We start from the raw sequence: 13,180 nt of genomic DNA, 5'->3' as shown, positions 1-13,180 counted from the left end.
GAGGCCCGACCAGCAGCACGCCGCGGGGAATGCGCCCGCCCAGGCGCTGGAACTTCTGCGGATCGCGCAGGAACTCCACCACCTCCTGAAGGTCCTCCTTGGCCTCGTCGATGCCCGCCACGTCCTCGAACGTCACACGACCATGCGCCTCCGTCAGAAGCTTCGCCTTCGACTTGCCCATCGAGAGCATACCGCCGCCGCCGCCCTGCTTGTTCATGGCCCGCCGGGCCATCCAGAACACGATGCCGATCATCAGGGCGAAAGGCAGGAGCGACAGCAGCAGACTGCCGAGAAGGCTGGGCTGCGGCGGCGGCTCAGCTTTGATCTCGACATTCTTCTGCTGGAGCTGTCCGATGAGATCGGCACCCGGCGGCGCATAGGTCGTGACCGTACCGCCCGCGTTGCGCTCGGCAACGACGTTCTGCCCCTGGATCGTAACGGAGCGAATCTCTCCCTGCTCGACCGCACTGACGAAGGCCGTGTAGGACAATTGATTGGGCTGCGGTCCGGCCGTGTTCTGGATGTAGAACAGCGTAATCAGGCTCAGGACCACAGCAACAATCGCAAGATTGCCGAAACGAGGTGTGGTGTTCGGATTGTTCATATAATTGCTTTCTGAACGCTAAAACAGGAAGCTGGCCGCCAGGGCAGGTGCCGATACAGAGATATTGACTGCATCGACGGCTCTAGGATCTCGAGCTTGGATGCGCCTGGTCAAGGTGCTTACGCAGAAGCGCCATGTTGCGCAGGTTGGACCGATAGAACACGTCGCCGACCCAGCCGACGAGCGGAATTGCACTGATAACGAAGTCGACGCCGACATGACCCGCCATGCGCAGGAGAAGCGCGGGCGGCACGCCGAGGCGCCTCGCCTCCCAGATAAGATAGGCCGACATGCCCTTCGAAGTCAGGGTGCCGACGCCGGGGAAGAGGTTCAGGAGCGCGTCGGCGCCGAACCTGATGTTGGTGCCCGGCAAGCGAATGGCGCTGTCGAGGAATTTAGCCAGGGCGTCGAGCCGTGCTCGTGCGTCATCGGCACGAAGCGATGCCGTTCCGTTGAGGGCAGGAGCGTAGGTATAAGACGTCATCATGGTCTCCCAGATGCGAAGCCGCCAAGGTGCTTCTCAGGTGAGAGAGTCCGACATCACAGCCCTCGTGGGACTGTCAGAGGGTCCCGGACCCCGTTGTCTTACAAGTGGGGGGTGAATGCCCCAACATCAAGGCTTGGCAAACGGCCCATCCCGACGCTGACGCCGCACTCCCCTCCGAGCGCTTTGCCCCGGGCGGTTGCTTCAGGTCGCGCCATGCCGAAACGCTCGATGGAACGGTTTTATATGATGGAACATGAACCCGGGCGGACCGGCTCATTAACTTCCGTTAACATCGCTCCGCGGTCAGGAGCATTTCACCCCAGCAAACCGCTCCTGGGGAATAGTCGGGACCGGTTTTCCTCTCCGGGTTCCCGATCAGACGATCCTCACCTGGATGAGCCTTGCCAGCCCCGCTCTATGATGTCGCGGATCCGGGCTGCCAGTTCGTCAACGGCAAACGGCTTCGTGATCATCTCCATGCCCGGCTCCAGGAACCCTGACGCCATCGCTGCCTGCTCGGCATAGCCCGTGATGAAGAGGACCTTGAGACCAGGTCTGGTCAGGCGCGCATGGTCGGCCAACTGCCGTCCGTTCAATCCCGGCAGGCCGACATCGGTTACGAGCAGATCAACCCGCTGCTTGGATTCCAGCATTTTGAGGCCAGACGGACCATCCACCGCCTCGAGAGCCTGATAGCCCAGGTCGGCCAAGACCTCCAGGATCAGCGACCGAACAATCGGCTCGTCCTCGACCACCAGGACAGCCTCACCGGCTTCCGCCCGGTGAGCCGCACTCAGCCCCGGTGCAGCAACAGCTTCCGTGATCTCGCCCTCATAGGACGGAAGATAGATCTTCACGGTCGTGCCCCTGCCGACAGCGCTATGGATCCGAACATGGCCCTCGGACTGCTTGGCGAAGCCGTAGACCATGGAAAGGCCGAGGCCTGTTCCTTCTCCCATCGGCTTGGTCGTGAAGAATGGGTCGAAGGCCTGAGCCATGACGTCGGGAGGCATGCCGGTTCCCGTGTCGGTCACGGAGATGGTCACATACCGACCGGAAGCGATTTCCTGCCGATCGGCCTCATTGGCCCCATCCGGGCCCGACATTGCAGTCTCGATAACGAGCTTGCCGCCCTCAGGCATAGCATCGCGGGCATTGATCGCGAGATTGAGAATGGCGCTTTCAAGCTGGTTCGGATCGCACAGAGTCAGTGGCAGGTCCTCGGACGTCACAATCCTGAGTTCGATCGCTTCGGAGGAGGTTCTCCGAAGAAGCTCCTCCATGGACATGACCAGCCGATTGACGTCGACGGGCTTCGGATCGAGAGGCTGACGCCGCGCGAAGGCGAGAAGGCGGTGGGTCAACGCGGCAGCTCGGTTGGCCGATGCCGTTGCCGCCTTGGTATAGCGGTCGAGGTTCTCCATCCGGCCCTGTGCCATGCGTGTCTGCAGGAGGTCGAGGGAGCCGACAATGCCCGTCAGGAGGTTGTTGAAGTCGTGGGCGATGCCGCCTGTCAATTGGCCGATCGCCTCCATCTTCTGGCTTTGCCGGAGTTGCGCCTCCAGATGCTTGCGTTGCGTGACGTCGCGGCCTACGCTGTAGAACACATCGCCCGCGGGGGCGAAGGTCCAACTGATCCAGTGATCGGCTCCATCCTTTGTCCGAATGCGAACATCAAAATCCTTGAGCGGCTGCCCTCGCTGGAAAGCCGTCAGCAGATGATCGCTCAAGACCTGATCCTCCGGATGGATCCAGGTTACGAAACGGGTGCCGACGACCTCATCCTCCCGGTAGCCGAGCAGGTCCGTCCATGCCGGGTTGACGGCCTTCAGATAGCCATGGGCGTCGCAGACGCTGAAGAGGTCGCTCGAAAGGCTCCAGAGTCTGTCGCGCTCACGCGTCCGCTCCTCGACGCGGCTCTCCAGCCTTTCGTTCAGCTCCCGCAATCTCTCTTCGGACTGCTTTGCGGCAGTGATGTCGTAGATGACGCCGATGAAACGCAGACCCGCCGTTTCCGTGTCGCGGACATACTCTCCTCTTCGAGCCAGCCAGCGGGTTTCCTTGTTATCCGCGCGCTGTATCCGGCACTCCACATAGGTGGCTCCCTCCGATCCCGGCGCCTGTGCGACGATGGCGGGATCTCCCGGTACGACCCGTGCATTGATCGTGCGGATCGGGAGAGTATTGGTCGGATGGAGTCCGAGCAGACGGCAGAACTCGTCCGAAACGCTGACAGTGGCAAAGCCCTCGACGTATTCAAACGTTCCGACGCCTCCGGCACTTTGCGCCACGCGCAGACGCTCTTCGACGTGCTTCTGATCGGTGATGTCGATGAGGACGCCGGTAAATTTCAGCGGCTGGTCGTCATTGCCGAAAAGACAGCGCCCCCGCGCATGAACCCAACGCACGGAACCGTCGGGAGTGAGAAGCCGGTACTCCTTGGAAAAGATCTCCGCTCCGTTGAGGATACCCGCAACGGCGAGGCGGATCCTGAGGCGGTCCTCAGGATGAATGGCTGCGAAGAAATCCTGCGCGGGCAGACCTCTTGCAGCCGCCACTGGATCCAGTCCGTGGAGCGCAGCGAAACGCGCATCGGCGGTAAAGCGCCGGTTGGGAATGTCCCAATCCCAGGAACCTCCGGTTCCCGCAACGGTCAAGGTCAGTCGAAGCCGCTCGTTGGTTTGGTCGAGCTCCTTCTGACTGGCCCGGAGTGTCGCCTGCATCTCCTCTGCCTGGTGGGCCTGGGTGACATCGACCTGAGTCGAGAGAAAGAAAAGGGGCTTTCCGTTCTCGTCATTCACCGGTGTAATGAAGAGATGGTTCCAGAAACGAACTCCGTCCTTGCGCTGATTCAGAATTTCGATGGAGATGGCGCGCCCGTTTCCGATCGCCTCGCGAATTTGAAGGAGCGCATCCTCACTCGCTTCCGGGGCCTGGAGAAACCGGCAGTTACGGCCGACGACCTCCTCAGATGCGTATCCTGTCGTTCGGCAAAAAGCATCGTTCACGAACACGATGGGATTGTCGTGCAGCCGCGGGTTCGTTGCGACCATCGGCAAGCCAGACCGCTCCAGCGCCGAGAAGATCGGACCAGCCACTCGACGCAGTTCATCAGCCGCCACCTTGACGGTCTGCGCGACCGTTTCATGGGAAAGGGTTCGGGCGGTCATACCTGCCAAGTCTTGGTTGTCGGGTTCTTGTCGGGCGCCATGGCCTAAGCCTCGTCTCCGATAACCCGCTCGATGAAGCTTGCGATGAGCTCCTTCAAGGCGGCAAGAGATGGAAGATCCATGAGCATCGCAATATAGCCCCGGATGTCTTTGTTGCGCACGGAGAAGTTGATGTACAGAAAAAGTACCAGCCCGTTGTCAGCGCGCTCCTGCGTGAGCGTGAACAGGCGCGCCCCATCGCCACGGACCACCTCCGGCAGGGAAATGTTGAGGGAGCGCTTCAGCATGTTCGCCATGGTGGCCAGGCAGCCGTTCAGGATCACGTTGCCTGTCTCGGCCAGCGCCTCCTGCTCCATCTCGGCGATCTGATCGGGAGGGATATCATCGCCGATGATGGCGCGAACCAAATCCAGGCTCGTCGTTTCGGGAAAAATCAGCAGGGCTCGTCCTGAAAACGCCCCCTCGAATTGCTGCTGGATTGCGACGAGTTCGTCCGTCTCGCGCTCCCCGATCAGGCGGGCCGCATCCTGCGGGTCCATGATCTCGATGGATGGCACGGAGAGGAGCACTTCCTCGCCGATCATCTTGCGCAGGCTCGATGCTGCCCGGCTGACGCCGATATTGACGAGTTCTGTCAGAGCATCGCGCTCGAGGTCTGTCAGATCGATGTCGAGCGCCATTGTGGTCACGCGCCGCTCGACCGCAGGCGCAGGGCCGCCCCGGAGATGAATCCCCTCAGCCCCTCCTCCGTCAGAGGCTTGCTGACGAACGTAGCATTGACCTCGCGGGCCCGGGCGATCACCTCGTCCTGGATGTTGGCCGTGATGACCGCAATCGGCATGGTTGGGTGAGCGGAACGGACCTCGGCAGCCAGTTCGAGCCCGTCCTTGTCCGGCATGTTGAAGTCGATCATGGCTAGGTCGATCTTCCTCTCACGCAGGATTTCAAGCGCATCCTGTGCATTGCCGGCCTCGATCCGCTCCCATTCAGGCTGCAGGGCAGCCAAGGCCTTGCCTGCGACAATGCGGGCCAGTTTGCTGTCGTCGACGATCAGAACAGTTGTTGCCACTCAGGTACTCCGCCAAGGATAGGCTGCCCGGGACGCCCGGCTCGGCTGATGGGGAAAGTATATCCGCTCTTTTAGGGTATGCGGTGAGAATGACAACCGTTCAGCCTCCCTGCGGCACCATGTCGGGAGGGCGCGCGTTCGTCAGAGCGGGGGCAATCCAGTCCCGGATGAAGGCGTCCTTGCCGGCCCCTCTGAGAGGCGGCTTCAAGGCCAGCAGGACCTGAAGAACGGCTGCGTGGAGGTGTTCGGCGTCCGTCAGGTCGACGGTACGGCCTTCATCCGCCTGAAGCCAGCCCAGCAGCGGTTCTGCGTCCTCGACGCGGCATTGCCCTTCCAGAACGATGATGTTGCCGTCCAAGCGTACGGTCATCCGATCAACTCCGGCACGTCCAGGATCATGAGAACGCGGCCATCTCCGAGCAGGGTTGTGCCGACGACCCCCGGCATACCTGCCAGAATGCCGGTCATGGGCCGCATGAGAACGTCCATTCTCTCGGCAAACTGATCGACGGCAACCCCGACCATTTCGTCACCCACCGACATCACCACGACCTTCATGCCAGGACCCGGCTCTTCCGAACGAGGGATCTCCAGAAGGTCGGCGAGCCTGACCAGGGGAAGCGTCCTGTCCCGCAGAACGAAGGCCTCGGCATCCCGGACAGGAAGAATGCGCGTGGTTGGCACGACAGCCGTCTCGACAACCCCATCGAGGGGAATGCCGTAGAGCTCGCGGCCGACCCTGACCGCCATCACCCTCGTCATGACGATGGTCAGCGGCAGGGAAAAGCGGATCGTCGTGCCCTGGCCCTGCCGGCTCGTGACGCTGGCTTGACCGCCCAGCTTCTCGACTGCGGAGCGAACGGCATCCATGCCAACCCCGCGCCCCGACAGGTCCGTCACCTCGGATGCGGTGGAGAAACCCGGCGCGAAGATCAACTCCATGGCCTCGGCATTGCTCATGCGCTCGAGCTGGTCGCCCGAAGCCACGCCGCGTTCACGCGCCACCTGCCGGATCGCGTCCGGATCGATGCCGCGGCCATCATCCTCGACCTCGACCGCTACCCGGTCTCCCTCGCGTCGCGCCCGGAGCATGATCTTGGTCTTGATCGGCTTTCCCGCATCGAGACGAACGCTCTCCGGTTCGGCACCATGGGCCACGGCGTTCCTGAGCACGTGGAGCAAGGGCTCGAACAGGCCCTCGACCACGGACTTGTCCGCCTCCACATCTTCCCCGTCCATCGAGAACTCGATGGCCTTGCCCAGCTGACCTGCTGTGTCACGGACAGCCCGCGGAAAACGCCGGAAGATATCCCGCATGGGCATCATGCGAACATCCATGACCGCCCTGTGCATCTCTGCCACGAGGCGGTCGATGACGGCCTGGCTCGCCGCTAGGCATTGAGCGACATCCTTCCGGTGCATTCCCTCGCCAGCCTGACCGGCCAGATGCGCCAGAGCATTCTTCGCAACGACCATTTCGCCGACGAGATCCGCCAAGCGGTCAATCCGCGCCGCATCGACACGAAGCATCCGCGAGCTCGCTCCTCCGGCTGCGCCCGCCGAGGGGCCTGCAGAACCTTCGTCAGGGCTCGCTTCGCCAGAATGGGGCGCCGTGGCACGGGCGACCTCATGGAGCACCACCTGGTCCGGAACAAAGCGGAAAACCGCCTTCACGGCATCGAGCCCGGCACCTGAGAGGGCCTCGATCCTGAGGTTGCACGAGAAGGGATCGATTTTAGCCGCAGGCGGCCATGGATCCCTGTTCGAGAGCCGAACGGCCAGAAGCTTCGGGACCGAGCGCAACAGCGCGATCGGGTCGTCGCCAGCGAAGAAGCAATCGGGCCGGGGGGTATACCGCAGCGCAACCAGCGCACCATTCTCCGCCTTGGACACATCTGGACCATGGCTCGAGGCCATCAGCTCCTCGATCCAGGGAAGGTCGGCCTCTGGGACCTCGGCAGTTGTGCTTGCGGGTCTCTGTTCGAACTGCGAGCGGAGCGCCCGTGCCAGACGGTATCCCTCCTCCGCGGCGTCGGCCGGCAGCTGCCCTGTCTGTTCGATTGCGCTGACCCAGCGCTCCGTCTGGCCGATGCATTCCAGGAGAGTATCGACCACATCCCCATCGACCGTCCCCCGCCCTTCCCTGAGCCCACCCAGGAGATCCTCCGCGGCGTGGAGCGCTAGCCCCATGGGCGCGAGGTCGAACAGGCCCACCGATCCTTTGAGGGTGTGAACGGCCCGGAAGGCACTGTCCACATGCGGCCCGGAGGTCGGGTCGCTCTCCAGAGCCATGAGGTCGTCCGCGGCCTGCTGGATCAGTTCGCGCGCCTCGACGATGAAGTGCTGGAGAAGATCATCCATCGCGTTCCCTCCCCGGCCGTCGATAGACGATCGCGTCCTCGAAGCGGCACAGGTCGAACCTCTTTGAAATGCGGGTCATCGATTCCGTATGGCCGAGGCAGATATAGCCTCCCGGATTCAACGAGTCGTAGAGGTTGTTGGCCGCCCGGAGGCGGGAAGCATCATCGAAATAGATAAGGACGTTTCGGCAGAAGATGACGTCGAACCGGCCCTGGGCCGCGACAGACGCCGCATCCACCAGATTGGCCGGCGTGAACTTCACCGATTCCCGCAGGTCCTGGATCAGCCTGCGCTGCCCGCCACGGGGCGGGTCGAAATAGCGCTCGACCACATCGGAAGGCAGGCGTGAAAGGGCACGCTCGCCATAATCCGCGGCCTTTGCCTCCAGGAGGACCCGCGTATCGATGTCGGATCCGACGATCTCGATGTGATAGGCGTCCACCATGGGCCAGTTCTCGAGCAGCCAGATGGCGATGGAATAGGGCTCCTCGCCCGTCGAGCATGGCACGGACCAGATCCGCACGAGATCGCCGGGCTTTCTGTTCTCCACGATGCTCGGCAGGAGCGAGCGCCCCAGGCAGCGCAGCTGATGCTCCTCACGGTAGAAATAGGTCTCATTGACCGTGAAGACGTTGATCAGGTGCTCGACCTCGCTTTCATTGGATTCGATGTGGGAGAGATAGGCCAGAAACGAGCGCATTCCGGTGGCAGACATCCGGTCCGCGACCCGCCTTTCGATGAAGTAGCGCTTGTTTTCCCCGAAGATCATTCCGGTGTGGCGGTAGAGAAGCTCACCCAGGCGGCGGACGTCGTCCGCGGCGAGCACGGGCGCCTTTCCCGGTGTGGCAGCTTTGTCAGGCGAGCGGGGCGGCCGGGTCATGAATGCCCCACCATGTCCAGGATCCGATCCGCAATCTGCTCCAGGGGGGCGACGACTTGCGCGCCACCGCGTCGAACCAGCTCGCCGGGCATGCCCCACACGACAGCGCTCTCCTCGGACTCGGCAATGGTCCGCCCTCCCCGATCCCGGAGTCGGGTCATGGCCTCGGCGCCATCGCTGCCCATTCCTGTCATCAGCACGCCGATCAGCCTCTCCGGTGCGACATGCTGCATGGCAGTGTCAACCATACGGTCAACGCTCGGATGCCAGCGATGCTCAGGCAGCGAGGGAGCGGCCATCACGACGGGACCATCAGGACGAATGCCGATGATCACGTCCGCATCGCCCTTGCCGATATAGACGTTGCCCGGCGAGAGCGGCATCGGGTGGGTGACTTCCGTGACGGTAAGGGCGCAAAGCCTGTCCAGCCGCCGGGAGAGTGGCCCGGTGAAGGAGCCCGGCATGTGCTGCGCCACCACGACGGGCCATGGAAAGTCGGCCGGCAGTCGAGACAACAGAGCATCCAGTGCCGGTGGACCTCCCGTCGATGTGCCGATCAGCAGAAGGCCCTGTGCCGGCGCCGCCTTGACCCGCCGCCGCGGTGGCGGAGCAGGAGCAGGAGCACGCCTTCGCGCCACAGCAGGCGCCGCTCCGCTCAAGCCGCTTCGCAGCCGGACCCGTTCGGCCAGTCTCAGGCTGCCGGGCAAGCGGGCTTGAGATGCAGCGCGAACCTTCTCGACGAGCCGGGGCGCGAGCGTGTCGATCTCCAGGGAAACCGCCCGCTCGGGCTTCGTGATGAAATCGACGGCGCCGAGCTGGAAGGCTTCCAGGGTCACGCTCGCGCCCGCCTCCGTCAGCGACGACACCATCACCACCGGACATGGGCGCTCCAGCATGATCCGGTCGAGGCAGGCGAGCCCATCCATCTCAGGCATGTGGATGTCGAGCGTGATGACGTCCGGCTCGAACAGGGCAAGCTGCTCCAGGGCCTCCACACCGTTGCGGGCATAACCGACCTCGAAGTCGCCTTCGGCGGCAAAGACACGGCCGAGGAGACGGCGCATCAGGGGTGAGTCATCGACGATGAGCAATCGGATCACGAATGGGGCTGCTCCGGATGGCCGTCGCCCATCGCCGCGAGGAGATCCTTCTCCGCCCTGTCCAGGAGTTCGCGCGGGTTGAGCAGGAGGATCATTCGCCCCTCGACCTCGATATTGGCGATGCGGTCGATCACCTGGCTGCCGTCCGCCGCCAGATCGGGAGTTGGGCGAAGCTGGTTGTGGGGGATCTTGAGAACCTCGGACACGGTGTCGACGACGAAACCGGCCTGCATGTGGTCGATCCTGACGACCACGACCCGTTCCCGCCTTCGCCCTCCCCGCCCCTCGAAGTTGAAGCGCCGCCGCTGGTCGATAACCGGAACCACCCGACCGCGCAGGTTCATGACTCCTTCGATGAAAGCAGGGGCCTTGGGCAGCCGCGTCAGCGTTTCGGGAACGCGCACCACCTCTTCGACGGACGTGATGGGCAGACCATACTCCTCTCCGCCCAACTGGAAGACGATGAACTGCTCATCACCGTTGGAAGACCCTTCGACCGTGCCCATCTCGTGGTCTTTCTCCTCTTGCGGCCTGATCTGCTCGACCAGGGACTGATCGCGGAACAGCCGTTCCGTCGACAGGACCGAAACCAGCCGTTGCCCGCCCTCCAGTCGGCAGATGCCCTGTATCTGAGCCTCCGCATCACTGCGCGTCAGGATTGCCGGGACAGGGTCGATCGCGCTGGCGGGGATGCGGAGGATCTCCCGCATGCCATCGGTGACGAGCCCCACCAGCCCGCCCTCGACCCGGGCCACGACCGCACGGGATTTGCCCTCCCTTGAGCCACTTTCGCGCAGCCCGAGGAGCCTGCGGAGCGAAACCAGCGGCAGAAGCGATCCGCGCAGGGGCATGACGCCGAGGGAAACGGCGTCGGCCCGCGGGACCGTTACGACTTCATCCGGAAGCGCCACCACCTCGTGAACGGAAGCGAGCGGAAGCGCGAAATCCTGCCCTGCAACCGCGAAGCAGACCAGGGCGACCTCGTCGCGGGCTGCCGCATCCTGCGTATGCCCCCCATGCGGAGCCGAGACACGCCTCTGCTGCGTTCGACGGGCGAAGCTGCCGAAGTCCCGGGACAGCAGCGCATCCAGATCGATCAGCCGCGCGGGTGCGCTGCTCCCTTCGGCGTCGTCCTCTTCTGCCCCAGAGGCAGCGCCGTCGGTGGCAGCGCCCAGGGATGCCACCCTGTCGATCACGAGACCGACGGGAGCGCCGCGATCGATCACGACCACACATGCGTTCGAGGAGGGGCTGCCTTTGCCTCCGAGGAGGCTGTGCAGCGACACCACCGGCATGACCGCGCCCCGTAGGTTGGCAACTCCGAGAAGGCTCGATGGCCCAAGCGGCACACGGGTCAGGGCCGGGCGGCGGATCACCTCGGCCACGTCGGAAGCCGGGAGGGCAAAGCGCTCCTCGCCCACGTGCACCGTCAGGAACGACTGCGCGACAGCCGAAGGCGCCGCCTTGATCATGATCTTACGACTCCGCCATCTGGAGTTCGTCCGCCAAGGAGGCAATCTCCTCGATGGCGGCTGCCAGATCCTCGGCTCCTCGCGCCTGCTGTCGCGCTGCGGTCGCGGCCTGCGCCGCTGCGCTTCCTGCCTGCTCGGCGACGGCTGCGACCTGCTGCGTGCCCAGCCGGACTTCGCGCACGGATGCCAGGATCGTGTCCGACCCCGACAGGATGGCGGCGCTGCCCCGCCGGATCTCTTCGACGTCGACCTCCAGCACCCCGAACCTCTCGGCTATCAACGCATTCTTGCCGACCTCCGCCTCGACGATCGCGGCATTCTGCTCCAGGTCGCGCCGAACGATCGTGATCTGGTCACGGATCTGGCGAACGACGTCCTTGATACGGTCGGCATTCTCGGAGGCATCTCGCGCGAGATTGCGGATATCGCTCGAAACAATCGCAAAGCCGCGCCCCGCCTCGCCGGCCCGCGCCGCTTCGATGGAGCCGCTCACGGCCAGCATGTTCGTCTGGACAGCCACCAGGGCGATCCCGTCGACGATCTTCTCGATGCGCCGGCTGGACTCGTCCAGCCCGCCCATCAATCCAATGATGGCCCCGGTCTCCTTCCGCGCCTCCTCCAAGCCCGTGACCAGCCGCATCGTCGCGGTGCGATTATCCCTCAGGTCGCCGGCAAGGGTCTCGACGCGGTCAACTGCTGCGCCGGCCACATCCCGGGAGGCGCTGGTTGCCCGCTCGATCTGCTCCATCGCCGTATTGGCCTGCTGGGTGGCCGCAGCCTGCATCTGTGCCCCGCGGCTGATCTGGTCGACGGCGGTCATGATTTCGCCTGCGGCGCCCGAGAGCTCCTGAATCGCGGCCGACAACTCCTCTGCCGCCGATCCGACCTGCTCGGCGGTGGACGCTCCCGCCGTGCTCGCCTGCAGATCGTCCGCAAGAGCGGCCAAGGCCTGAGCGGTCTGCTGGCTCTGATCGAGAGATGCGCTCTGCTGCTGGACGGCTCGTTGCGCCTCGGCTGCCGCTGCCGCCTGTTCCTCGGCCGCACTGGCCACCTGCTCCGCTCCACGCTGCGCCTCGCGGATGGCGGCCTCGGCCTCGACGGCGGCCACAAGGATGGACTGGCTGCCCTCGGCCAGGAGGGCGACGTCGGTTCGGATCTTGTCCAGGGCCGCAACCACATTGCGGCCGATCCGGGCCTCGCCGGACGCGGTGTCCGCCGCCGTCCGGATCCTCTCCGCAACCGAGCGAACCTCGCTGACGATACCCTCCGCGAGGGTCTGGATATCCTGTGCGCTTTTCTCGGAGGTGCCGGCGAGAGCCCGCACCTCGTCGGCAACGACGGCAAAGCCGCGTCCGTTCTCCCCGGCTCGGGCAGCCTCGATGGCCGCATTGAGAGCAAGAAGGTTGGTCTGGTCGGAGATATCGCCAACCACAGTGGTGATCTCCCCGATATTGGCGGCCTGCCGGTCGAGGAGCGAGACGATGTCGACCATGGCTTTCAGGCGCGTGGCGTTACCCTCCACGGTGGCGACAGACGCGTCGATCTGGGCTCCAGTCTCGATCAGAAGGGTCTGAAGTCCAGCGGTCTTCGTGCGTGCGGCCTCAGCATGCCGCCTGGCCTCCGCAAACGAATTGCCCAGGCTCACGATAGCCGTCAGCGACTGCTGAGAGGCGCCTGCGGCCTCCTCGGCTCCGCTGGCGATCTGCTCCATCGAGCGCCGTAGCTCCTCCGCCGCAGACGAGGCCTCGGCAACCCCGCTGGCCAGCTCCTCCGTGGCAGCGCCGATGCGCTCCGCCGCCTTCTGCTGCCGAGCTCTGACACGCTCGAAGGCCCGCCGCTGGGACGCCGCTCCCTTCGCGGGAACAGGAGACACGCTGGAAGCGGCGGCTTCATCGCCCGTCGGACGTGAGTTGCCCTTGCCCGCAAGTTCGGACGTCTTGACCAATGGCATTGAGGTCCCTTGAATTTTGTAACATAGCCGACAGCACCGCTTCGACCGAGGAGCCCACCCGCTGGCCGGGTCGAAACGGGACAGGA

At 64.1% G+C, this 13,180-nt stretch carries 11 protein-coding genes; all 11 read right to left on the bottom strand.

The genetic code is table 11. From position 1 onward, the window contains the following. Positions 1–604: ATP-dependent metallopeptidase FtsH/Yme1/Tma family protein (locus LGR44_RS22005; protein WP_319004868.1), on the bottom strand; the 604-nt coding region annotated here is incomplete at its 3' end. Between the two features lie 82 nt (positions 605–686). After that, positions 687–1,088, bottom strand: a complete 402-nt coding sequence (locus LGR44_RS18725; protein WP_226742232.1) for a DUF4112 domain-containing protein — start codon at positions 1,086–1,088, stop codon at positions 687–689. 389 nt (positions 1,089–1,477) lie between these two features. Then, a complete protein-coding gene (locus LGR44_RS18720; RefSeq protein ID WP_226742231.1) occupies positions 1,478–4,261 on the bottom strand; it encodes a hybrid sensor histidine kinase/response regulator in 2,784 nt (927 codons plus the stop codon). A gap of 44 nt (positions 4,262–4,305) precedes the next feature. After that, positions 4,306–4,941 (bottom strand): chemotaxis protein CheX, encoded by a 636-nt coding sequence (locus LGR44_RS18715; protein WP_226742240.1) that lies wholly within the window; start codon positions 4,939–4,941, stop codon positions 4,306–4,308. Between the two features lie 5 nt (positions 4,942–4,946). After that, the gene (locus LGR44_RS18710; protein ID WP_226742230.1) at positions 4,947–5,330 is read right to left on the bottom strand and encodes a response regulator transcription factor; all 384 of its coding nucleotides are present in this window, start codon (positions 5,328–5,330) and stop codon (positions 4,947–4,949) included. Positions 5,331–5,430: 100 nt separating this feature from the next. Then, positions 5,431–5,700 carry a hypothetical protein gene (locus LGR44_RS18705; protein ID WP_226742229.1) on the bottom strand — a complete coding sequence of 90 codons (270 nt, stop codon included), beginning with the start codon at positions 5,698–5,700 and terminating at the stop codon, positions 5,431–5,433. Further along, a complete protein-coding gene (locus tag LGR44_RS18700; RefSeq protein ID WP_226742228.1) occupies positions 5,697–7,691 on the bottom strand; it encodes a chemotaxis protein CheA in 1,995 nt (664 codons plus the stop codon). The genes LGR44_RS18705 and LGR44_RS18700 overlap by 4 nt, the downstream gene beginning before the upstream one ends. Then, the gene (locus LGR44_RS18695; RefSeq protein WP_226742227.1) at positions 7,684–8,571 is read right to left on the bottom strand and encodes a CheR family methyltransferase; all 888 of its coding nucleotides are present in this window, start codon (positions 8,569–8,571) and stop codon (positions 7,684–7,686) included. The genes LGR44_RS18700 and LGR44_RS18695 overlap by 8 nt, the downstream gene beginning before the upstream one ends. Further along, positions 8,568–9,671, bottom strand: a complete 1,104-nt coding sequence (gene cheB, locus LGR44_RS18690) for a chemotaxis-specific protein-glutamate methyltransferase CheB (protein WP_226742226.1) — start codon at positions 9,669–9,671, stop codon at positions 8,568–8,570. Before cheB ends, LGR44_RS18695 begins: the two co-directional genes overlap by 4 nt. After that, positions 9,668–11,143, bottom strand: coding sequence for a chemotaxis protein CheW (locus LGR44_RS18685; protein ID WP_226742225.1), 1,476 nt, complete (start codon positions 11,141–11,143; stop codon positions 9,668–9,670). The genes cheB and LGR44_RS18685 overlap by 4 nt, the downstream gene beginning before the upstream one ends. A gap of 4 nt (positions 11,144–11,147) precedes the next feature. Continuing rightward, positions 11,148–13,094, bottom strand: a complete 1,947-nt coding sequence (locus tag LGR44_RS18680; protein ID WP_226742224.1) for a methyl-accepting chemotaxis protein — start codon at positions 13,092–13,094, stop codon at positions 11,148–11,150. Between the last annotated feature and the right edge of the window lie 86 nt (positions 13,095–13,180).

Origin of the sequence: Microvirga lenta, assembly GCF_020532555.1 — a bacterium.
Classification (GTDB): domain Bacteria; phylum Pseudomonadota; class Alphaproteobacteria; order Rhizobiales; family Beijerinckiaceae; genus Microvirga; species Microvirga lenta.
Note: the sequence above shows the minus strand (reverse complement) of the source record. Positions and strands in the feature narration are given on the sequence as shown.

What these genes read in the sequence shown, in the direction of transcription:
- LGR44_RS18725 (WP_226742232.1), bottom strand. Translation starts at nt 1,088, where the DNA reads ATGACGTCTTATACCTACGCTCCTGCCCTCAACGGAACGGCATCGCTT.
- LGR44_RS18680 (WP_226742224.1), bottom strand. Translation starts at nt 13,094, where the DNA reads ATGCCATTGGTCAAGACGTCCGAACTTGCGGGCAAGGGCAACTCACGT.
- LGR44_RS18700 (WP_226742228.1), bottom strand. Translation starts at nt 7,691, where the DNA reads ATGGATGATCTTCTCCAGCACTTCATCGTCGAGGCGCGCGAACTGATC.
- LGR44_RS18695 (WP_226742227.1), bottom strand. Translation starts at nt 8,571, where the DNA reads ATGACCCGGCCGCCCCGCTCGCCTGACAAAGCTGCCACACCGGGAAAG.
- LGR44_RS18720 (WP_226742231.1), bottom strand. Translation starts at nt 4,261, where the DNA reads ATGACCGCCCGAACCCTTTCCCATGAAACGGTCGCGCAGACCGTCAAG.
- LGR44_RS18685 (WP_226742225.1), bottom strand. Translation starts at nt 11,143, where the DNA reads ATGATCAAGGCGGCGCCTTCGGCTGTCGCGCAGTCGTTCCTGACGGTG.
- LGR44_RS18715 (WP_226742240.1), bottom strand. Translation starts at nt 4,941, where the DNA reads ATGGCGCTCGACATCGATCTGACAGACCTCGAGCGCGATGCTCTGACA.
- LGR44_RS18705 (WP_226742229.1), bottom strand. Translation starts at nt 5,700, where the DNA reads ATGACCGTACGCTTGGACGGCAACATCATCGTTCTGGAAGGGCAATGC.